10 protein-coding genes are annotated in these 23,427 nt (G+C 56.9%); 8 read left to right on the top strand and 2 right to left on the bottom strand.

The features are described 5' to 3' along the window. Window positions 1–148: 148 nt before the first annotated feature. A complete protein-coding gene (locus tag QZ170_RS02640) occupies window positions 149–856 on the bottom strand; it encodes an energy transducer TonB (protein WP_297176675.1) in 708 nt (235 codons plus the stop codon). A gap of 858 nt (window positions 857–1,714) precedes the next feature. On the opposite strand from QZ170_RS02640, the gene QZ170_RS02635 reads away from it, so the two are divergent. Further along, the gene (locus tag QZ170_RS02635) at window positions 1,715–8,257 is read left to right on the top strand and encodes a DUF4465 domain-containing protein (RefSeq protein WP_297176671.1); all 6,543 of its coding nucleotides are present in this window, start codon (window positions 1,715–1,717) and stop codon (window positions 8,255–8,257) included. A 382-nt stretch (window positions 8,258–8,639) separates the two neighbouring features. Here the strand turns inward: QZ170_RS02635 and rpsA are convergent, their stop codons facing one another. Beyond that, window positions 8,640–10,433, bottom strand: a complete 1,794-nt coding sequence (rpsA, locus tag QZ170_RS02630) for a 30S ribosomal protein S1 (RefSeq protein ID WP_297176668.1) — start codon at window positions 10,431–10,433, stop codon at window positions 8,640–8,642. 662 nt (window positions 10,434–11,095) lie between these two features. On the opposite strand from rpsA, the gene QZ170_RS02625 reads away from it, so the two are divergent. From QZ170_RS02625 to priA, 7 genes are all read left to right on the top strand, one after another. Then, window positions 11,096–11,353 carry a hypothetical protein gene (locus QZ170_RS02625; RefSeq protein WP_297176665.1) on the top strand — a complete coding sequence of 86 codons (258 nt, stop codon included), beginning with the start codon at window positions 11,096–11,098 and terminating at the stop codon, window positions 11,351–11,353. 5 nt (window positions 11,354–11,358) lie between these two features. Further along, entirely contained in the window at window positions 11,359–12,396 is a 1,038-nt protein-coding gene (locus QZ170_RS02620; protein ID WP_297176662.1) for a proline-rich domain-containing protein, read from the top strand. A gap of 241 nt (window positions 12,397–12,637) precedes the next feature. After that, a complete protein-coding gene (locus QZ170_RS02615) occupies window positions 12,638–14,989 on the top strand; it encodes a transglycosylase domain-containing protein (RefSeq protein ID WP_297176659.1) in 2,352 nt (783 codons plus the stop codon). Window positions 14,990–15,036: 47 nt separating this feature from the next. Continuing rightward, on the top strand, window positions 15,037–17,553 hold the full coding sequence (locus tag QZ170_RS02610) for a glycoside hydrolase N-terminal domain-containing protein (protein ID WP_297176656.1): 2,517 nt from the start codon (window positions 15,037–15,039) through the stop codon (window positions 17,551–17,553). 571 nt (window positions 17,554–18,124) lie between these two features. Continuing rightward, complete coding sequence (locus QZ170_RS02605) at window positions 18,125–18,700, top strand: 50S ribosomal protein L25/general stress protein Ctc (RefSeq protein WP_297176654.1); 576 nt, start codon at window positions 18,125–18,127, stop codon at window positions 18,698–18,700. Window positions 18,701–19,050: 350 nt separating this feature from the next. Continuing rightward, window positions 19,051–20,544 (top strand): D-alanyl-D-alanine carboxypeptidase/D-alanyl-D-alanine-endopeptidase, encoded by a 1,494-nt coding sequence (dacB, locus tag QZ170_RS02600; protein ID WP_297176651.1) that lies wholly within the window; start codon window positions 19,051–19,053, stop codon window positions 20,542–20,544. Between the two features lie 328 nt (window positions 20,545–20,872). Further along, complete coding sequence (priA, locus tag QZ170_RS02595; RefSeq protein WP_297176648.1) at window positions 20,873–23,365, top strand: primosomal protein N'; 2,493 nt, start codon at window positions 20,873–20,875, stop codon at window positions 23,363–23,365. The last annotated feature ends 62 nt before the right edge of the window (window positions 23,366–23,427 follow it).

The raw sequence follows: 23,427 nt of genomic DNA, 5'->3' as shown, positions 1-23,427 counted from the left end.
GGGAGGGGGATACCTCAGCGGGAGAGCGGGGAAAAAGATACTCCCCCGGGGGAAGCCCCGGGGGAGTATCTTTTCGTATCTCAGGTCACATCTCTCAGACCGTATGGGGGAGAGGAGCACCTCTCTACCCGGGAGATCGGGAAATGGATTACTGTAGGCGGAAGACGACGGGCACGCTGAAGCGTGTACGTACGGCCTTACCCTGCTGCTTACCTGGCTTCCATCTAGGCATGCTCTTGACGACACGTAGAGCCTCCTTGTCGAGTGCTGGGTCTACACTCTTTCTGATCTCTACGCTAGCCACAGAGCCATCACGCTCTACGATGAAGCCTACGGTGACACGCCCCTGAACCCCATTGTCGATAGCACTCTCAGGGTAGACAGTGTTCTTGGTGAGGTACTTTAGGAGGGCTTCTGGGCCACCGGGGAACTCAGGGTTTTCCTCTACGATCTCGAAGACCGTCTGGTCTACGTCTTCGTCGGCCTGTACGTTCTTCGTCCCGAGGGGGATATTGGGGGGAGGCAGGGGCTTATCCTGGTCTACAGAGATGATGGTAGGCTTGATGACCTCCTTATCGTTGCTGACGACCTTGATATCATCAGGGAGCTGGATCTCTACCTGCTGAGCCTGCTGTGGCTCGGGTTCGGGCTCCTCTGGCTTCTGCTGGTCCTCGATGTTCATTACGTCCTCGATCTCCTGGGCATTGAAGCCTCTATCTGTCGTCTGAGCTTGTGCGACAGCACTGCGCCACTCCAAGCCAACGAACACTACAGAGAGAGCAACCAATAACCCGAGCAGGAGAGACAGACCCTTGCCACGCTCGAGGTCAGCCTTTGCGGACTTCTTGATTTCCATACTGCTACACTAGTTTGAGTTAGTTTGATATGCACCCATGAGGGTGCGGACATTGCTTTCTGGTAGCAAATATACGAATATATTCGCTACGTTAATCCTCCCTCACCGGAGTATTCGATGGGATAAGGACTTCATCTACCTAGGAGAACGCATTAGACCCTACGCTAATTGTGGTAGGTGCTCACTCTCCAGCCCTACCCTTCCCCGACACAGCCCTTATGGACAGGTTCGGTGGACGGTAGGATAGAGGGGCTCGGCCAGCATGCCGGGGCGGCCTCATCGCCTAGGGATGAGGATGGGGACGAAGTGGGCGAAGGGCATCCACCCGAGACCGGAGTATCTATACTCTATAGGTATATATACCGGGTGTATAGCTCGTATCTAGGAGGGTGATGTGTACACGTGTGTACACTACTGTATACCCACGTGTACACCATAGTGTACCTGCGTGTACACTACTACGCTCTCGGTATGTCCTCCGTAGGGCTCTCCCAGAGGCCTCATCCTCGGGGATAACAGCTGCGCTCCAGAGATAGGATGGAGGCTCCCCTCGGGCATGAAATACAGTCCTCGAGGAGCCAAAGGGCAGAGCCTACCCGAGGAAATCATAAGTCAGCCCTGCCACTTAGCACCGAGAGAGGTGGCTATCTCACCCTTTATCCGTACATTTGTAGGACAGATGGATTGCCAAAGACTTAGCTTACATGTTCCCTATCGCACCATCCTCCCCGTAGATCGGTCGTACACTGACCCGTCCCCTCGCCCCTAGGTAGGCTAGACAGATCGAGCTCGTCGCCTAAGGCAGGGCTCTCTATGACTTAGAATAATCAAACCCTAAATAATAACTACTTTAATTCTATGAGACGAACTTTACTAAGCTTCTACCTCATCCTCACCCTAGGACTGGGACTGCATGCGCAGATTCTCATGCCGGGGAATGATGGCGGGGAGAAGACTGTCGCGATCTCGTCCGATGAGACCTTCTACGATAGTGGAGGCAAGGACAAGGGTATCCCGAGAAACGTCGTGTCGGCGATCACCTTCACCCCTCGACCCGGGGAGGTCATCGAGATCACCCTCGAGGAACTTGAGCTTACTGGTGGAGCAGGCCTCTACTGCTACAACGGGGTAGCCAAGCTCATCAAGGAAGAGGATAGCGAGGGTGAGGAGTCATACACCCGCCCCAGAAATCCTAACCCCTTCTTATCCTACCCTCACGACATAGCTACGAAGGTCATCCGATCCAGGAGCCTCGATGGGAAGGTCACTTTAGTCTTCGAGAACGGCAATGGCACGGGCAAGGGCTGGGTGGCTAAGGTCTCCAGCACGCCCCGCCGTGCCGATGATAGCAAGCTACCTGATGGCGAGGTACGGATCAGTACTACCCCACAGACGATCACTGTCGGGGATAAGCCTCTGAACTTCTATGACGACGGAGGTAAGGACGGCAAGATCACAGAGCAGTTCGAGGGACAGATTACCTTCGTCCCCAAGACCGCAGGCAAGCACGTGAAGATCACCTTCAACAAGCTTGACCTCTTCAACACCAATCCCCAGCGCAACGACCAGCTACATATATATAATGGTAAGGAGGTCAAGGCAGACAAGCTCCTACGCACCCTGCTCAAGGATAAGACCCCGATCGTCCTACGCTCGGGCTCCGATGACGGCGCACTGACCGTCACGCTCAAGAGCACCACGGGGGTGACCAAGGACGGCTTCGAGGCGGTGGTAGAGGAATACACACCACAGGATATGACCCTAGTGGATATCCTACAGAGCCAGGCTAGCTCAGGCAAGGGCGTCACCGCAGGCTCAGTGAAGCAGGAGATCCTACAGCTCAACCTCCAGACGAAGGACAACCTCAAGCCCCTCACCGCCACAGCCCTCACCTTCACCACCGAGGGTAGCACCGAGGGCATCATCACCCGAGCCGAGCTCTGGACGGTAGGCGAGGGCTCCGTAAAGCCCGCCGTGAAGCTCGGGGAAGCTACCAGCGTGGGCAAGACCTTCACCATCACGCTCAGCTCCCCCCTCACCCTAAGCGAAGGGGACAACAACCTCATCCTCTACTACGACATCGCCGAGCATGCCACCACTGGGGGTACCATAGATGCAGCCCTAACCTCTGCCGTCATCTCGGGCAAGACCCAGACACCATCGAAGACGGAGGTCACGGGCAACCGCCCCGTCAAGAACGAGGTTATCAGCGCCGAGGGGCACCATACGTACAAAGTCTTTGGCGAATGGAGCTTTGCCTCCAAGACTGCTCCATACAGCGGTAAGTATGAGGGGGGCAACAAGGATCAGATCACGACCTTCGTCCCCGACGCCTCGGGACGAGTCATCGAGATCGACTTCAAGAGCTTCAGCGTCTACTACGGCAAGGGTTCGCTAAACCCCAGAGCTAAGTTCGAGGTCTATGATGGCACCACCGCTAGCGGTACCCCGATCTGGAAGGTCGACATCACGAACCACAACGAAGGCCCCAAGACCCTACGCTCCTCCTCGGCCGACGGAGCTCTGACGATCGTATTCAACCCCAACCAGATCAGCAGTACATACACCGACAAGGGCTGGACGGCAGAGCTACGCTCCGTCACGCCTAAGGCGATGACGATCACGCAGGCTGTAGGCTTCCAAGCCTCTACAGCTGTAGTACCCGTTGGCGGTGCCAAGCAGGCTATCCTCGGGCTGGAGCTACAGACCGAGGGTTTCCTCTCGCCCCTAACCCTCGACCAACTCAAGGTCAATCTCAAGGGGAACGAAGGGCACCTCTCCCGCATAGCCCTATATGCCTCCCACGACCAGAAGGAGTTCAGCTCCTCCTACCTCGTCGCTGAGGCCTCCGCACCGCTCACCGCAGAGGCGACCCTCGTGCCTACCGCCAACAAGACTCTGGCTGTCGGCGCTAATTACTATTACCTTGCCTTTGACCTCAAGGCCGATGCCCCTGCAGGTATAGACCTCGATGCCTCCTTCGGCGAGCTCACCCTCTCGGGTAGCTCACAGGCGATCAGCACACCAGACCCCGATGGGGCACGTCGCACGAGCCTACAGCATATCTTCGAGGGGGGCAAGGATGCCACTGTAGACGTGACCTCTCCCCTACTCTTCTACGATGCAGGGGGGCCTGACCATGCTGCTCCTAAGACGACGGAGTCGGGCTCAGTACACTTCAGACCACGTGCAGGAGAGATCATCCGATGCACCGTAGTCCGTGTAGCCAATACGAAGTCACAGAAGCTCAACCTCTACAGTGGAGCCTCCACGGATGAGAAGAACCTCATACACAAGCTCACCTCGGACGACAAGGCCTCCGAAGCCTTCATCTCCTACGCCGCCGATGGCTCGATGACCATCCAGTATGTCAAGGGCTATGGAGAGTCCGACTGGGAGCTATCCATCGAGTCCATCACCCCTCGCCCCCTCGCCGTCAAGACTGTCAAGGTCGAGGCTTCGGAGCCCAAGACGCTCCTACGTGGAGAGAAGGACGTCCCCTTCGTCCACATCCAGATAAGCGTAGAGGGTGAGCGTCAGTCGGTGACCGTGTCTGGCTTTAACCTCACAGCCCTTGAGGAGACTAGCCAGAAGGCGCTGAGCAAGCGTAGCATCTACACCACGGGTAGTGAAAGTGCCTTCAGCAGCAACGAGCTCTTCGGCTCCACCGAAGACGCTACCGCCACTGCGATCACGGGCTCTATCACCTACGACAAGCCCGGGGTCTACCACTACTGGCTCACGGGGGACATCGCCAGCACAGCACCCGTAGGCGCTGAGGTCAAGATGAGCCTACAGAGCGTCGCCGTAAAGGATGGTAGTGCCGTCGCTCCCAGCACCTCTGCCGAGGGAAAGCACTCCATCAAGCAGGGGATAAGTGGGACATACACCATCGGGGCTTCCTCCGAGGCCAAGTACAAGACCCTCAAGGAGGCGACCGATGAGCTTAGTCGAATAGGCGCCGACGGTGCCGTCACCTTCCTCATCGAGAAGGGTACCTACACGGGTATGGTTCTCATCCCTGAGATCCCAGGCCTCTCCTCTACCAACACCCTCACGATCCGCTCTAAGAGTGGCAATAGAGAGGATGTCGTCTTCGACATCAAGGAGTACAAGAAGGCCCAGTGGAAGTCTGGGGATAACCCTGGCCACTTCACCATCGACGGTACAGACTACCTCACCCTAGAGGCCGTCAGCATCAAGGCTGCCACCGGCGGAGAGAGCAAGCAAGCTCCCGCTGCACTACTCATCCGCAACAAGAGCGAGCACGTCACCATCCGCAACTGCTACGTCTGGGCACCCGAGGCTACCGACTATGCTACAGGTACCCTAGCGGGCGTACGGACTGCCTCAGAGAACGTAGCCAATAGGAACAGCGACTACTTCACCCTAGAGGGCTCTACCATCGAAGGGGGCTACCAAGGAGCCTATATCGACGGGGCAAGCTACACCGTCCTACCCAAGCTCCGTGGAGCACTCGTCAAGGGTAATACCTTCGTCGGGCAGGGCTCCGTGGGGATCTACTCCACCAAGGTGAATGAGAGCATCCTAGAGGACAACCATATCATCGGCTCGGGCAAGGTCGCAAGTCCCTACAAGGCCATCGATGCTGTCCTCACGGGGAGCACCACCATTCGAGGCAATAAGATAGAGACCCACGACCTAGTAGCAACGGGGAGGTATCGAGACGTTAATGCCCTCTACCTGCGTGGAGGCTCTGTGGCGGAGAACACCCCAGGGAGGAACCTCATCTACAATAACGAGCTCCGCCTCACAGCCGACAATCACCCCGGCGCCGTCTATGGTATCTACTTCGCCGACGCCCACATCGGCAAGGCTGACATCCTACACAACTCTGTGTCCATCACCGGCCCTGCCGACAAGAAGAATACGGCAGCTCTAGCGAACATCGGCAAAAACAACACGCTCGAGCACGACGCCACGATCAAGAACAACCTCCTACAGAACCATACCGGGGGCTACGTCTACTACCTCAATAGAGCGACGATGAAGGCGGGGCTCACCCTCTCCCACAATGCCAACTTCACCTCAGGGGCAAGCTACGCCTACCTCGGTGAGGCTGTCGATATCAACAAGTGGAAGAGCGAGACGGGCGATGCTACCTCGATCGTAGAGGAAGCAGCCTTCTTCGACGAAGCCTCCTCACTCCTTCCCAAGAAGGTAGGTGGTCTCCGCTTCGCCCCTCGTCTCCCCGAGGTCACCAAGGACATCACCTCTGCTGAGCGTCCCGACCCTGCTACCGCAGGAGCCTACGAGGTCACCGACCACACCACCCCCGCCCTGGAGGCAGGCTACCCACGTGTAGACAAGGTAGAGGTCACGACAGCTCGCCTCGTGGTCAAGGCCACGGAGTTCGGAAAGCTTCTCTACAAGATCCTGCCCTCCAGCGACGCTGCTCCTACAGTAGATGAACTGAAGGCCTCGACGACCTCGCTGATCTTCAGCAAGGGTACCGAGCAGACTAAGGCCTTGACGGGCCTCACTGCCGAGACAGAATACAAGCTCTACGGCCTACTGCTCGGTCTGAATGACGAGTACACCGCACCCTTCACCCCCGTTACCTTCACCACGGGATACCCCAAGACGGAGGTATCGACCTTCGAGAGTGTCACTGTCGGGAAGACCACCTTCGACGACGGGACGGCACACTTCGAGGGCTTCGAGGTCGTCCAGGAGGCTAAGGGAGCGACCGCCGGTAGCAAGCATATCGCCAAGGTCATCTCCCCTGCAGATGTATCCATCACTAATAGCCACAACGACCTTGTCCTAGGCGGCTTCTGGCTCCGCAGTGACAAGGAGCTAGTCCTAAAGGCTAAGGACAAGGACGGCAAGGAGACAAAGAGCAAGACCCTCCCCTCCAGCGATGGGAAGTGGACCTTCGTCAACCTCCGTGAACTCGGCCCGCTACACTCCCTCACCCTCGTCACCCTCGGTACAGTACATATCGATGACTTCAGTGGTGCCCCCGCAGCCCTCACGCTGGACGCCACCACCGAGACCGCCAAGAGTGGCGAGACGAAGACACTCAGCGTCTCCGCCTCCGGTGGTGTAGCTCCCTATACCTATACCTGGACAGATGCCCTAGGCAAAGAAGTATCTACCGAGGCCTCCTACACGACGAAGGCGGATCATACCCGCCTATATAAGGTCGTCGCCAAGGACGCCTGGGGCACCACGACCTCTGCGGGCAAGCTCCTTCGAGTCGCAAGTGATGCTGTACTAGCTACCTTCGACGACCTCGCACTCGCCAGCGAAAGCCACTGGACAGGTGACCCCAACCAGACTGAGGATGTACAGACCACGACCTTCTATAGTGGAAGCTACGGCTTTACCAATACCTATATGAAGAAGTGGGCTTCGTGGGGCGGATACGCCTACTCCAGCCACACCGCTACGACCTACAGCCAGCTGGCTGATCAGTACAACGGTGTCGTCGGTCACGGGGTAGCTGACTCCAAGAACTATGGTGTCGCCTATCTCTTCGGTGATACCAAGCTCCAGGTCACCCATGCTGCCAAGGCTGTGATCCCCGGCATGTACATCTCCAATACCGCTTGGGTCAAGTACGTCTCCGAGCATGGTACGGGCTTGGGGGATGAGCCTAATACGCCCTTCAAGAAGGGAGACTACTACAAGATCACAGCGATCTCCAACGACGACGAGACCAAGAAGGTAGACTTCTACCTCGCCGACTATCGCAGTGAGAACCCTGCCGATCACTACGTCATCGACACGTGGCAGTGGCTGGACCTCTCCGCCCTTGGCGAGGTATCCTCGATCCGTTTCACGGCTATGGGTACACGTGCCAATCAGTTTGGCTCGACGATCCCCTTCTACTTCATCCTAGACAACATAGGGGGTAAGATCATCGAGGAACAGGCAGCACAGGTCACCATCCGCCCTGCTACTACGCAGGCTCTGGAGCTCGCTAAGATCTTCTCCTCAACGACCCTACCTAAGAAGGCAGGTGCGACGGTCACCTACACCCTCCTCGAGGCACCCAACGCCTCTCTAGCTACAGCTGTTGTGAAGGAAGGCAAGCTCGAGGTGACTACCAAGGCAAAGGGTGAGACGAGCCTCCTCGTCAAGGCCATAAGCCGTGGTGCCGCCGTCTACCTACGCATCCCACTGACCGTGGGCGAACCTCCAGTCACCGATGACACGGCGAACATCACCGACCTACGTGTACTCCCCAGCCCAGCTGTGGACTACATCACGCTCACCACGGCAGGTCGTGTAGAGATCTTCTCCATCGCGGGTGAATGTCTCTATCGCAATGCCAACTACCGCCGTGGGGATCGTATCAACGTCAGCGCCTACACACCAGGCATCTACGTCGTACGTGCGGGAGGCTCTAGCCAGCGCTTCATCAAGAAGTAAGCTCGCCAAGCCTCTCCACCGATCTACAAAGGGCAACCCCTCGGGAGACCACCGACCTAGTCGGTGTACCTCCCGAGGGGTTACCCTTTCTCGTCCTCCCGTCCCAGCGACTCAGCTAATTCTATCCTCCCCGCCACCTAAAAGCCCCTCCACCCAGCCTCTCACTCGGCTAGCTCACCGCCCCCGACACGGCTAGCTCACCGCTCCCAGTACGGCTAGTCCTTCTTCGCTCTCCTATTAGACCCATTAGACTTATTAGACCTATTAGACTTTGCACCTATCCCACCTATCCCATAGCGCTAGCACATGGCCTATAATGCAGATCGCCCCACAGAGCCTAGGCTCTGTGGGGCGATCCCCTTTCGTTATGTGGGTATAGCGCTTAGGAGAGCTTTTCCTTCAGTGCTGCGAGGGCATCGAGGTCACCGAGGGTAGCCTTTTCCGTAGCAGCATTGGTAGCAGCTACAGCGGCAGCGGCATCCTGCTGACGAGCCTGACGCTCACCACGCTCTGCACGTTCGCTAGCACGAGCCTCGGCCTTTGCTTCGTCTTCGAAGGTACGGCTGTGTGAGACGATGATGCGGCGAGCGTCCTTATTGAACTCAATGACCTTGAAGGGGAGTGTCTCACCCTTAGTAGCCTGTGTGCCATCAGCCTTCACGAGGTGCTTAGGCGTAGCGAAGGCTTCGATACCCTCAGGGAGGGAGACGATAGCACCCTTGTCGATGAACTCGCTGATGGTACCCTCGTGGATGCTACCTACACGGTAGTCAGCCTCTAGGTGGTTCCAGGGGTTCTCCTCTACCTGCTTGTGGCCTAGGCTGAGGCGACGGTTCTCCTTGTCGATCTCGAGGACGACGATCTCAAGGGGAGCGCCTACTTCGGTGAACTCGTTGGGGTGCTTGATCTTCTTCGTCCAGGAGAGGTCAGAGATGTGGACTAGCCCATCGATACCCTCCTCAATCTCTACGAAGACACCGAAGTTCGTGAAGTTACGCACCTTGGCAGTGTGGCGAGAGCCAATGGGGAAACGCTTGTCGATGTTTTCCCATGGATCTTCCTTGAGCTGCTTCAGGCCAAGGCTCATCTTACGCTCTTCGCGGTCTAGCGAGAGGATGACAGCCTCTACCTCGTCTCCTACCTTCAGGATATCCTGAGCGGAGCGTACGTGCTGTGTCCAGCTCATTTCGGAGATATGGACAAGCCCTTCGACGCCAGGAGCGACTTCGATGAAGGCACCGTAGTCAGCCAGGACGACGACCTTACCCTTGACCTTGTCACCTACCTTGAGGTTGGGGTCTAGGCTATCCCATGGATGTGGCTGGAGCTGCTTGAGGCCAAGAGCGATACGCTTCTTAGCTTCGTCGAACTCAAGGATAACGACGTTGAGCGTCTGATCGAGTGATACCACCTCGCTGGGGTGTGAGACACGACCCCAGGAGAGGTCGGTGATGTGTACAAGACCATCGATACCACCGAGGTCGATGAAGGCTCCGTAGGAAGTGATGTTCTTGACCACCCCTTCGAGTACCTGACCCTTCTCGAGCTTACCGATGATCTCTGCCTTCTGGGCTTCGAGCTCGGCTTCGATGAGTACCTTATGTGATACGACGACGTTCTTGAAGTCCTGGTTGATCTTGACGATCTTGAACTCCATCGTCTTATCCACGTACGCATCGTAGTCACGGATAGGACGGACGTCTATCTGAGATCCAGGGAGGAAGGCTTCGATACCGAAGATATCGACGATCATACCACCCTTCGTACGGCACTTGACGTAGCCTCGTACCACTTCGTCCTTCTCCAGGGCTTCGTTGATACGATCCCAAGAGCGTGCTACACGAGCCTGACGGTGAGATAGGACGAGCTGACCCTTCTTATCTTCCTGAGACTCGATGAAGACCTCTACCTTATCCCCGACCTTTAGCTCAGGGTTGTAGCGGAACTCCGAAGCGGAGATACGACCAGAGCTCTTGAAGCCAATGTCTACGAGGACATCACGCTTGTTGATCTCGGTGACTGTACCTATGACGACCTCCTGATCCTTGACGTTGTTCAGCGTGTTGTCGTAGGCGGCTTCCTGCTCCTTGCGTGAAGCAGAAGCAACGGCTTCTCCCTGCTCAAACTCATCCCAGTTGAAGTCTGCGATGGGCTTGATCTCTTTTAAATTTTCCATTTGTTAAACTTACTATGAATTACACACGAGCGTCTCTCGATAGGAGAGGTACGCATGACTTGCTGACCTAAATAAGCGGACATCAAGCGATGCTCTCCTACAAAAGTCGATGACAAAGATACGAAAAAACGCTACAGCATACCTATATATACCCGAGGGCTCACCCTAGCCTACAGTACCTCCCCGGGGTAGGCTCTCGGCAGGAGCGTCAGGAGTGTACACGCTTGTACACTCTTGTATACACGCGTGTACATCGGAGTGTACACAGTAGGTACACTAGTGTGTACACACGTGTACACTATCTACCGGTCTATCGTAGGCTTAGCTAAGGGTATGAGGACATCGCCCCACGTCCCTCCCTATATGTGCTCTCCTGACAACTGGCTAGTCGAGCCAAAGGATCCCCGTAGCGTGACACCTAGCGAATGGGATTGTCCATCTCGGATTTATCAATACCTTTGCGGGTGAAGGGCGTAGTGTGAGGTCTCCCCACAGCATTAGGCTACAGACCAAGACACCATGCCTCTAAGACTAGACTACTCACCTAAAAGAGTAAGTACAGACATAAGGAAGAAACACAAAGATCTCAAAGCACAAGGGAGCCCGTAGCACAGGTGCCCCCATCCTCACCTACAATCCCCGTCCCTAATTTCTCCCAAGACATGGCTATTCCACTGAGGCAAACAAGACTCTACCTACTCAAGACCCTCCGAGTCTACAACTGGCTAGCGGGAGTCCTCGCCATCATCTTCCTTCTCTTCGCGCTCTATCGTGCCTACCTCGCGATGGAAGCGGGAGAATCCTTCTCTAGCTTTTATAATAAGCTATTTACACCCTTTTGGTGCTGGTTCTGGGCAATACTCCCTCTTCCAGACGTCGTGATAATACTTATTCTCACGCTCACCAAGAAAAGAGACTAATCAATATGAAACATAAGCCACATAGGGAAAGCACCCTATACATCACGCAGAGACTTACTTTTTGTCTCTTCACTCTCCTCTGCATATTTTCTTGTGGTAAGCAGAATTTGGAGGATATGAGTTCAAGGCACACAGGATCCACCATAGACAGCGTCGTGCAGGATCCACAAGAGCGCAGTAAAGACCTCATAAGCGTACTAAGTCGCCACATCATCCACTGTAGCACCTTTGAAGAATATGAGACACGAGCTCTAACACCCTCCTCTAAATCTAGCATATCCAGGGATAGCCTAGATAAAGAAGCCGAGCAAGTAGCCAAATTACTTACTCTACAGACAATGTACTTCGAAGGGGAAAAAGCTCCCCATGGAGTACTCGTGTACCCGCAATCTGTCAAAGACTCTCTCTTCGACCTCTCGGAGATAGCTTTCGCCCCTGATGAGAATCTTCTGTTAAAACATATTGCCTCCTATCAGGCCTCAGACGTTTTTTCCTCATACTCAAAGCCTGTACAAGCCGAGATACTCGCAAAGATGGAGATTATGAGGGTACTACGTAGAACCATCATCAAAATCTGTGATGAGAGAGAGATCGAAGTAATCAAACGCTCCATGGGGCTTAAGATGTCCCCTGGAGACCGTATGATATGGAGTGAGGCTGTCAAGCAGATGACTCCATGCCAAAGGGACGTTGCCATGCAACTCACACTGTATGGCATTGGACTTGGAGTGGCTCCCAGTTCGGATTGGATAGAACACATCGTCCGTGCTATTCAAAAATACGCAGACGCGGGTCACTGTAAGCTACAGAAACCGCCCTTTCACATAGGATCTAGTCATGGACGCCCCCCTCTCAAAGGGAAGGCTGAGCGTCCACCACACCAGGATCGAGACAAACAAGTTGGGCCACCTCCTAGACCCAAAACTCCTGAAGACTCATCCAAGAACGAGAAAAAACCTACTCCTGTAGATCCTCCATCTCGTCCAAGCAAGCCTGAGGTACCCCCACATACAGATAAGCCAGAGGCTCCACCAAAAGTCTAAGCAATAAGGGATAATCATAGGTGAGGATAAAGCAAGGGTGCACGTTCTCTGAACAGAGAGCGTGCACCCTCTGCCCTTTGCGATGAGGCCATCAGAGGAATTTGTATTGCGAGTAACTAAAAGTTCATACCTTTGTAGTATATATAATGTGTACCTCATCCGATCTAGGGCATAGCACCGTGGGCGGAGAGCAGGTACGCTCCTCAAGCACCAAGGAGGAGAATGTATGATCATAGGTAGAATGAATAATAAGATCAAGGCGTGCCTCTGGGGCGGGTTTGCCCTCGTCTGGCTCGCTATATTCGGTGGGCTCTTTGCTATCTCACGTGGGTGGATCGGTTACCTCCCCCCTATTGAGCAGCTACAGAACCCCATCGACAAGTATGCCTCACAGCTCATCGCCGCCAACGGTGAGATCATTGGCTCCTTTGCTCACAGCGGTACCAATCGTGTATTCGTTGAATATAAAGACATCTCCCCAAACCTCATCAAAGCCCTAGTCGCCACCGAAGATGTACGCTTCGATAGCCACTCAGGGATCGACTTCCGTGGGCTGGCACGTGCTGTCGTGAAGACAGGGATCCTCCAGCAGAAGAGCGGGGGCGGCGGGAGTACCATCACCCAGCAGCTCGCCAAGATGCTCTATTCGCCCCCTAGCTCCAATTTCTTCACCCGTATGATGAAGAAGCCCGTGGAGTGGGTCATCGCTGCGAAGCTAGAACGGTACTACACGAAGGAGGAGATCATCTCCATGTACCTCAACCAATTCGACTTCCTCTACAATGCCGTAGGGATCAAGTCGGCTGCCTATACCTACTTCGGTAAGACTCCCGCCGAGCTCAATGTCGAGGAGGCTGCCGTGCTCGTGGGGATGTGTAAGAACCCCTCGGTCTACAACCCCATACTCCGTAGGAATAGCCCCCTGCCCCTGGAGCGACGCAACACCGTCTTCCAGCAGATGGAGAAGGCTGGCTACCTCTCTGAGCGTGAGGTGGACTCACTCTCCAAGCTCCCGATCCGCACCTCCTTCCACAAGATGGATCACAAGCAGGGCACCGCACCCTACTTCCGTGAGCACCTGCGCAAGATCATGATGGCCGGTAAGCCCGACCCCAGCGACTACGCCTCCTGGCAGTACGACCGCTATCGGGACGACAGCATCCAGTGGGAGACCAACCCCCTCTACGGATGGTGCAACAAAAACCACAAGCCAGACGGCTCCCCCTACAACATCTACACCGATGGGCTGAAGATCTACACGACGATCGTCCCAGATATGCAGCGCTATGCCGAGGAGGCTATCGAGGAGCATGTCGGGGGGTATCTACAGCCCGCCTTCGACCGCGAGCGCAAGAGTCGTGGGGGTGATCCCTTCAGCTCCTCTATCTCCAAGGAACAGCGCGAGGCGATCCTCAGCCGTGCGATGCGCCAGAGTGAGCGCTGGCGCCTAAGCAAGGAGGACGGACTTTCCGAGGCCGAGATCAAGGCACAGTTCCACAAGAAGACTAAGATGCAGGTATGGTCGTGGCGTGGTATGCGTGACACGATCATGACCCCGATGGATTCGATCCGCTACATGAAGGGGATCCTGCGCTCAGGCTTCATGGCGATGGACCCACATAACGGTCATGTATTGGCCTATGTGGGGGACATCAACTTCGGACAGTTCCAGTACGATATGGTCTCCGATGGACGACGCCAGACGGGCTCGATCATCAAGCCCTACCTCTACTCGCTGGCTATGGTGGACGGAGCCTCGCCCTGTGACGAGATCCTACACGTACAGCAGACCTACCGTCTGGACAATGGTCAGACGTGGACACCCCGTAACTCCAATAGCCGTCGTATCGGCGAGATGGTCTCCATCCAGTGGGGGCTACAGAACTCCGATAACTGGGTGACCGCCGAGCTGATGAGTCGCACCTCCCCGATCACCTTCAAGCGACTCCTAGAGAGCTACGGCCTCCGAGGCCCTATCGAGGCTACGATGGCTATGTCTCTCGGTACCCCCGAGGCTACCGTCGGAGAGATGGTCTCGGGCTACACAACCTTCGTCAATGATGGGGTACGCATAGACCCGATCTTCGTCACACAGATCGAGGACATGCACGGCAACATCGTGGCGACCTTCGCCCCACAGATGACCGAGGTGCTCACCACCGACGCTGCCAACAAGATGCTCTACATGCTCCAGAACGTCGTCAATGGCGGTACTGGGGGACGCCTGCGCTCGGCAGCCTTTGGGCTCCAGATGCCTCTGGGCGGTAAGACGGGGACGACACAGCGCAATAGCGATACGTGGTTCATGGGCTTCACCCCAGACATCGTGGCAGGATGCTGGATAGGAGGCGAAGAGCGTAGCGTGCGCTTCAATACCATGGCCTTCGGGCAGGGGGCAGCCGCCGCCCTACCTGTCTTCGGCAAGTTCATCAAGAAAGTATACTCTGACAGTAAACTAGGCTACAGAAAAGACGCAACCTTCAAGACCCCCGTGGGCTTCTCCCCCTGCTCTGACGCAGGAGACGTGGAGGCTGTAGAGATCTTCGAGGGCGAACCAGAAAACATCACAGATACCCCCCCGAGTACCCCCTGATCAAGGGTACACCGAGGGTCCTTCGTTTAATTCTATACATCTAACTTATGATCAAGACACAGTTTATTGCCTGTGCCGGTCTCGCCGTGCTCCTTGCCTCCACGAGTCCCGCACACGCCCAGAGCTCGGGTCCCACACCCGAAGAGTCGACCTCAGGGAGCTTCGTGCCCATCCCTGAACTAACCTACTACTTCGACCGCCCAGCCAAGAACATGATGGAGGAGCTTCCCCTAGGGAATGGCCGCCTCGGCATGCTCAGCGATGGTGGCCTGACGCACCAGAAGATCACGCTCAACGAAAGCTCTATGTGGAGCGGTAGCAAGGATGCCGAAGCCCTCAACCCCGAGGCCTCCAAGTACCTCTCCGAGATCCGCGAACTGCTCTTTGCCGGTAAGCACAAGGAGGCTGAAAACCTTATCTACAAGACCTTCGTCTGCGGAGGTAAGGGCAGCGGCCAAGGCAACGGTGCTAAGACCCCCTATGGGAGCTACGAGGTAGGAGGCTTCCTCCACCTAGACTGGAGTCACTACATCCCCTGCTCCAGCTACAAGCGCAGCCTAGACCTCAACCACGGTGAGAGCAAAGAAATCATCGAGGTCGCTGGCAAGCCCTTCCGCCTAAAGACACTCTACAGCTCCTACGTCAGCGATGTCAATGTCATCAACATCTACAACCAGACCCCCGCTGCACGTCAGGACACCCTACGCCTGAGCATGAGCCGCCCAGAGAACGGCTACAGCTCCATCCGTGATGGCTTCATCACCCTCTCTGGCTCGCTGCCTAACGGCCGAGGCGGACAAGGGCTAAGCTATGCGATCGTCGCAAAGCCCCTCCTCCTACACGGTGGTAAGCTCATCGCCCGGGGCAACGAGCTACTCATCGTAGATGCTCCAGTCATCCAAATACTCATCGCCCATAACACCAACTACTACAATCCTCAGCTCTCCCTCGTAGAGGAAGGCATCGACCAGATCATGACAGCCGCAGGGACTAGCCCCGCTGCTCTGGAGTGTGATCACCGTCAAGCCTTCGCAGAGTCTATGACACGCGTACAGATGCGTATCGGCAACGCAGGTAGTATGGCCGAGGGACTCCCCATCGACCAGCGTCTGGCAGCCTACCACAAGAACCCCGCTGCTGACCCCAACCTCGCAAGCCTCTACATGCAGTTCGGTCGCTATCTACTCCTCTCCAGCACCCGTCCAGGTGCTCTCCCTCCCAACCTCCAGGGCCTATGGACGAACCTCGTCCAGGCTCCTTGGAACAGTGACTACCATCTGAACATCAACCTCCAGATGAACCACTGGCCAAGCGAGAAGGGTAATCTCTCCGAGTCTGTCCAGCCCCTCACCTCATGGGTCGAGGGGCTGGGCCCCTCGGGGCTCCAAACCGCCCAGACCTTCTACAAGGGCAGGGGCTGGGTCACACACGTCCTCGGGAACGTATGGGGCTTCACCGCCCCTGGTGAGCACCCCAGCTGGGGCGCTACCAATACAGGTGCCGCTTGGCTCTGCCAGCACCTCTACAATCACTACCTCTATACTCAGGATAGGGCATACCTAGAGCGTGTGTATCCGATCATCAAGGGGGCTGCCCAATTCTTCCAGTCTACCCTCGTCAAGGACCCCAACAACGGCTACCTCGTCAATGCGCCGACAACCTCGCCCGAGAACCAATTCATCGCTCCCGACGGCTCTACTGTAGCCGTCTGTGCAGGCTCTACGATGGACAACCAGATCATCCGAGAGCTCTTTACCAATACGATCGCCTCGGCCCGTATCCTCGGAGAGCAAGCCTTCGCTGACACTCTTGCCCAGCTCCTCCCCCAGATCAAGCCTACGACTATTGGCCCTGATGGACGTATCATGGAGTGGCTGGAGAACTACAAGGAGGTAGACCCTCACCATCGACATGTCTCGCACCTCTATGGACTCTTCCCCGGCAATGAGATCACTAGGGAGCGTACTCCAGAGCTCATCGCTGCAGCACGCAAGAGCCTAGACGCACGTGGCGCGAGCAGTACCAGCTGGTCGATGGCCTGGAAGATCAACTTCCGTGCTCGCCTAGGAGATGCCGAGAAGGCCTACGAAGTCCTGAACATGCTCCTGCGCCCAGTAGATGCCCTTGACCCCAAGACGGGTAAGCCCTATGGCAGTGGGTCAAACAACAACCTCTTTAGCTCACACCCACCCTTCCAGATCGACGGTAACTTCGGGGGATCTTCGGGTATTATGGAGATGCTTCTACAGAGCGAGACTGGCAGTATCACCCCGCTACCCGCCCTACCGAAGGCATGGAAGGAGGGGATGATCTCTGGGCTCAAGGTCGTAGGCAATGCTACCTGCTCCCTCGCTTGGGATCAGTCACGTCCGGGCAAGCTCACACGGCTCACCCTCGTAGCACATGCTACCTACAGACATATCCTCACCCTGCCTAAGGAGCTCAAGGACTACAAGCTTCGCCTCAACGGACGTCTCCTCGATGTCAAGGCGCTGACAGAGGATGGTCGTATCCACCTCCCCCTCATGCAGCCAGGCGACCGTCTCGTCCTATCCCGCAGATAGCTCCCCCGCATCCTCTAGCACTCGTAGCTAGATGGGGTCTCTACTTCGGCGGTAGCGAGTAGGCTCTAGTGCCTCCTACCCCACGGGTTTATTTCCCGGCTTAGTCCCTCTGGGGCGAGCAGTCTATTTGCTTCGGATTTATTGTGCAGATGATGGATAGAGCCTCCTGCACCTTGTATTACAGCTTCGGATTATCTTCCCTTTCTCTCCCCTTTGAGCTGTCTGTGCTCCTCTCATCGGTAGCCTATGCCGACCACAGCACATCCCCCCTTATCTACCTCGGGGAAGCGCCTCCCGCTCTGTGCATATAGCCTTCCCCGAGCCTACGTACCAAGCCCTTACGTTACCGAAACTCATCCCCTTGATCGCCCCTGAGGCAAAGGCGGATGAGCCCCTACTTACACCTCAGATGTAGCTGTAGGAAAGCACTCTAAAAGTTTTTAATTATCTTTGTCGGCGTTTGACGATTGTCTCTCGGGCGAGTATGCCCTTGTACCTCTGGTGCGAGGTCTCGTGTGATGGGAAATTAGATGACACTAATTTTGAGTAACACAACTATTAGAAACAAGGAATGAAGACTTTCCAACTCGAAGGCCAGCTCCGCACGGAGCTAGGCAAGAAGGCCGCTAAGAGCCTTCGCCAAGGGGACAATATCCCCGCCGTCCTCTACGGAGGTAACGAAGTCGTACACTTCACCGTAAGTCAGGAGAGCGTACGTAACCTCGTCTATTCGCCAGACATCTTCGCTATCGATCTCACCATCGGGGGCAAGCAGGTCAAGGCTGTCCTCAAGGATCTACAGTTCCACCCCGTATCAGATCGTATCCTACACCTAGACTTCCTACAGGTAGAGCCTAGCAAGCCCATCGTCATGGAGGTACCTGTCGTGCTGACGGGTCACGCCGAGGGGGTAAAGGCTGGGGGTAAGCTCAGCCTAGAGATGCGTAAGCTCAAGGTACGTGCTCCCTACACCGAGATCCCCGAGCAGCTCTTCATCGACGTCACAGAGCTCGGCCTAGGGAAGACGATCCAGGTCGGTGCCCTACACTTCGATGGGCTCGAGATCATCAACGCCAAGAACGCTGTAGTATGCGCCGTCAAGCTCACACGTGCTGCACGTGGTGCTATGGCTAAGAGCGGTAAGTAAGTCGCCTACTCAGATCTATCCCAACGAAGAGGCCGTCTCTAGCTTAGGCTTGGGACGGCCTCTCTCCTTTACCTCGCCCCGCAGGCCAACCTCTCTTCCCGAGGTAAGCGAGCCCACTGGGGCGATGGGAGCTCTCCCCCTCCCTTCGCCAGGGGAAGCTCCCGACGCCACCTGAGGGTCTACCACACACCTCCCTAGTGGGGATGTGAGACGAACCTACATAGGGGGTGCCCCTACTTATCTTTCTTCTCCTGCCCTTTACTCACTGACTGCCGAATAGCTTTATTACTCCTCTCACTGCCTCTGTCGGGTAGATATATCCCCTCCGACGGGCAGACCACTATACCACTATGCCCACATCACGTATATTACTCATCACGCTACTGCTCATCCTACTACCCCGCACACAGATCGAGGCACAGCCCTTCCCCGAAGCCTTCGGTCACCTCAAGAAGCTAGAGCAGAAGCAACATGCCCGTGTCACCGTCCTACTCACGGATCTCTCTACCCATACACCTATCATCAGCTATCGGACAGAAGACCCCTTCTGCCCGGCTTCGCTCATGAAGATCCCGACGACAGGGGCATTCCTCGCCCTCAGAGGGCGAAACTACCGCTTCCAGACCTCCATCGGTATTCGTGGGATACTCCTCGGGGACACGCTGCAGGGGGAGCTCGTGATCGGAGCCTCGGGCGACCCTTCGCTAGCCTCGCACTATATCGATGATCGCCAGAGGTTCATCCGGGAGATCGCCGAGCTCCTACACCGCTGGGGGATCCGTCTGATCACGGGGGGAGTCGTCCTAGATCTACGGGGCTTCCCCACCCCGACCTACGGGGAGTACTGGCCAGACGAAGACCTCAATGAGTACTATGGTGCACCCGCCTCGGGCTTCAATATCGCCGACAACTACGCCGACGTCTATCTACGGAGCACTCGGGATAGCCTGCTAGCTGAGACCAATATCGCTTCGCTCAGCCTCCCGACGGCTGTCGAGGTGGAGACGGGGCGAAGGATGCACCTAGACCTCGGGGTGAGTGCCGGGGGGGATAGCCTCCTGCTCTCGGGGCTTGCTCGCTCAGCTCTACACGCACATCACCGACGCATGCCACTGGTCGATCCGCCTCGCTTCCTTACACTCTGGCTCCGAGAGGGGCTCAAGCAGTGGGGGATAGAGGTGCGCACCACCCCGAGCCCGCTACAGACGAACGCCCAGATAGGGATCAGTCGCCTCGGGGTGTACTCTTCACTCAGAGCCGATACCCTCATCCGGATTACCAACCATCGGAGTGCAAACATCTATGCCGAGGCCTTCGCCTATCACCTCAACGACAGCACCCAGCGCAGGGGCTCTCTGCCCGTCTCGGTGCGCAACTACTGGCGCCAGCGACTCCAGCTGACGGCCTCGCAGTTCACCCCCTACGATGGATCGGGGCTAAGTCCCCATGGACGTATCACGGCGCAGACGCTCAGCAAGATGCTCCATGCGCTCTGGGAGGATGATAGACTACGTGCCCCCTTCCTCGCTTCGCTCCCCGAGGTCGGGGTAGCGGGTACGGTACGCAAGATACAGATCCACCCCGACGTCAGAGCCTATGTCAAGAGCGGATCTATACGTGGTGTACGGGGCTATGCAGGCTACCTCCAGTGGGGAGATAAGTGGTACAGTCTCGTCTTCATGGCCAATAACCTGCGCAATAGTGCAGAGGCTAAGCTCGCCTTCGGTCACTTCGTCAGCGAACTCTTCGTCAGCCCGCCCCCTCCCCCCAAGCACCAGAAGAAGGGCAAGAAGCACTCCAAGTCCTCCGCTCGCAAGGCCAAACGCTCCAGACGCTCCAGATAGCTTGCTCCCCGAGGGGGCTACTCTCCTCGCTCCCATCTCCCTCCCCTACGCCTCTCGTCTCGGGGGGGAGAGACTAGGGTATCCCCTCGGGGGCGCTCCTCCCCACCCCCTCTGGGAGGCTCTAAGGGCTATCGCTGAGTGAGTTCCGTCCACGACTCGTCTGGGGCATCTTCATTACCTTTGTAGAGGCATCTCCATCACGCTCCCCGAGCTGTCCCCATCGCCCTCCCCGAGGTATCCACGACCTCTCCACCGAGGTATCCACATATTCTCCTGTGGAAGGGCGACGCTATCCACCTAGAGGGTAAGCTATCCACCCCATCGCAATATGCTCATCGCCGAAGTCATCATCCCCCTTGCCGTCGAAGGCTCCTTCTCCTACGAGCTCCCCCCCGACCTGCACGCTTCCTACCCCGAGGTAGGCGCAGGATGTCGGGTGGCTGTCCCCTTCGGTGCCAAGCGATACTATACGGGGGTCATCCGCAGGCTAAGCGAGGGAGAGGAGGGTCGGAGGTACAAGCCTATCGACCAAGTCCTCGACGCTAGCCCCCTCGTCAGCGAAGAGCAACTACGTCTGTGGGACTGGGTGAGCTACTACTACTGTTGCCCCCTAGGCTCGGTGCTCCGTATGGCGCTACCTGCGGGCTTACTTCCCGAGAGCCAGACGATCCTTCGCCTCGCACCCGACTTTGTGACGACAGAGCCTCTTAGCCCCCTTGAGTTCCAGATCCTCGACACCCTCAGAGAGCTAGGGGGCGAAGGCCTCGCCGTAGATCGGCTGGAGAAGATCCTCGGGCGAAGGCTCGTCCGTCCTATCGCCCACCTCGTCTCGCTCGGAGCACTCCTCACGGAGGAGCTACTCCAGCAGACCTACCGACCTAGACTCATACGTGTCCTACGCTTAGCCCCACACCTCCAGCAGGACGACGAGGCACTCAGCCAGACCTATGCCACGCTCAGTAGAGCACCGAGACAGGCAGAGCTCCTGGGGACGTTCGCCCGCCTCCTCGAGGAGCGTAACCTACCCCTCTCCGAGCCTCTTCCTCGTAGTCTCCTGCTGGAGCATCACCCTCAGGGCAGTGCACCTCTCAGAGCCCTCATAGACAAGGGCATCCTAGAGCAGCTGGAGCAGCCCAAGAGCCGAATAGAGCTAGGTAATCCCGCAGAGCTCCCAGCCCTCCCCCCCGTATCGAAGCTCGAGCATCCCGTCAGCCTCTACTGGGGACAGAGCACCCACGCCAAGGAGGACTACCTACTACGTCAGGTACATCAGACCCTAGGGGAGGGGGGACAAGTACTCTTCCTCACCCCGACAGTCACCCTAACCCCCTCGAGCTTCTCCTTCCTAAGCCGTCTCTCACGTCTCCTGCCGGGGGGCTATTACCCCTACCATAGTCTCCTCGGTGAGCCCCTACGTGTGGAGACCTATCGTAGGCTCACCACCCTAGAGACACCCGCCCTAGTGGTCGGGACACGCACTGCGGTCTTCCTCCCCCTACCTAGGCTCAGTCTCATCGTCATCGATGAGGAGCAGGAGTACCTCTACAAGCAGCAGAGCACCGCCCCACTCTTCCACGCTCGTGACGTCGCCCTATGGAGGGCACATCAGCGGGGAGCTCGTGTGCTGCTGGCCTCGTGTACGCCCTCTGCCGAAGTCGTCTTCCACGCTCTACGTGGTAAGTATGCCCTACTGAACGAAGAGGGAGCGACACCGACAGCCCCACCTGCCCTCGTCCCAATACAGACGATCGACCTCAAGGGGCTCCGCCAAAGCAAGGCTATGCCCTACGGCTATGCCCTCTCCCCGTACCTCTATGATCGGATCAAGGCCGTCCTCAGCCAGGGGAAGACCGCCCTCCTGCTACAGAATAGACGGGGCTACGCACCCTACCTGCTCTGTGGAGCCTGCGGCTCGCGCCTCCTATGCCCACACTGCGACGTCAGCCTGACCTACCATCAGTCCCGCTCACTACTCATCTGTCACTACTGCGGGCACAGCGAGCCTCCCCCCCCTGCTTGCCCAATCTGTGGAGCGACAGAGGTGGAGACCAAGAGTGGGGTAAAGCCCGCCCTACGTGAGGTCGGCTACGGGATAGAGCGTGTGGAGGAGGAGGTACAGCGTCTCTTCCCCGATCATGCTGTGGTACGTATCGATAGCGACTCCCTCTCCTCCCGTAGGAAGCAGGCGGAGCTCCAGGCACGACTAGAGGCAGAGGGCACCGAGATCCTCATCGGGACACAGCTCATCAAGGGGCAGTCCGTATGGGGCGAAGTCGGCCTCATCGGTGTCGTACAGCTAGATGCACTACTCGGCTACCCGGACTTCCGCTCCTATGAGCGAGCCTACCAGCTGCTCTACCAGCTCCGCCTACGAGGTGCCGAGCAGGGAGGCGCACAGCCAGAGTGCCTCGTCCAGACGAATGACCCCGAGAACCTCTTCCTACAGATCCTAGCCCAGGGGAACTACGAGAGCTTCATCCATCAGACGCTGGAGGAACGTGAAGCCCTACACTACCCTCCCCTATGGCGTATGACCTATATCTACCTCAAGGGCAAGGATGCCCGCCTCGTAGCTCAGGTAGGCCTTCACCTATCCCTCTACCTAAGGGCTCTATTACCCCAAGAGGAGGTAAGCGAAGCCCTGACCCCACACGTAGGCCGTGTGGATGGGCTCTACATACAGCGTATCCTCGTTCGTCGTCCCTTCACCACCTCCTACCAGGCTGAGCGGGTAGCCTTCGCCTCGGCACAGGCACAGCTCCACACGACCCTGCCGGAGAGCCGTCGGGTCAGCATTACGATCGACGTAGATCCTCTTTAGCGGGAGGCTCTAGAAGCGGGGAAGTGTCGGGCTAAAGGCTCTTCGCCACTCCCGCCCCCCCC

Origin of the sequence: uncultured Porphyromonas sp. (assembly GCF_905372525.1) — a bacterium.
In the GTDB taxonomy this organism is placed as follows: Bacteria; Bacteroidota; Bacteroidia; order Bacteroidales; family Porphyromonadaceae; genus Porphyromonas.
The sequence above is the reverse complement of the archived record's forward strand: the minus strand, read 5'-3'. Positions and strand labels throughout refer to the sequence as shown.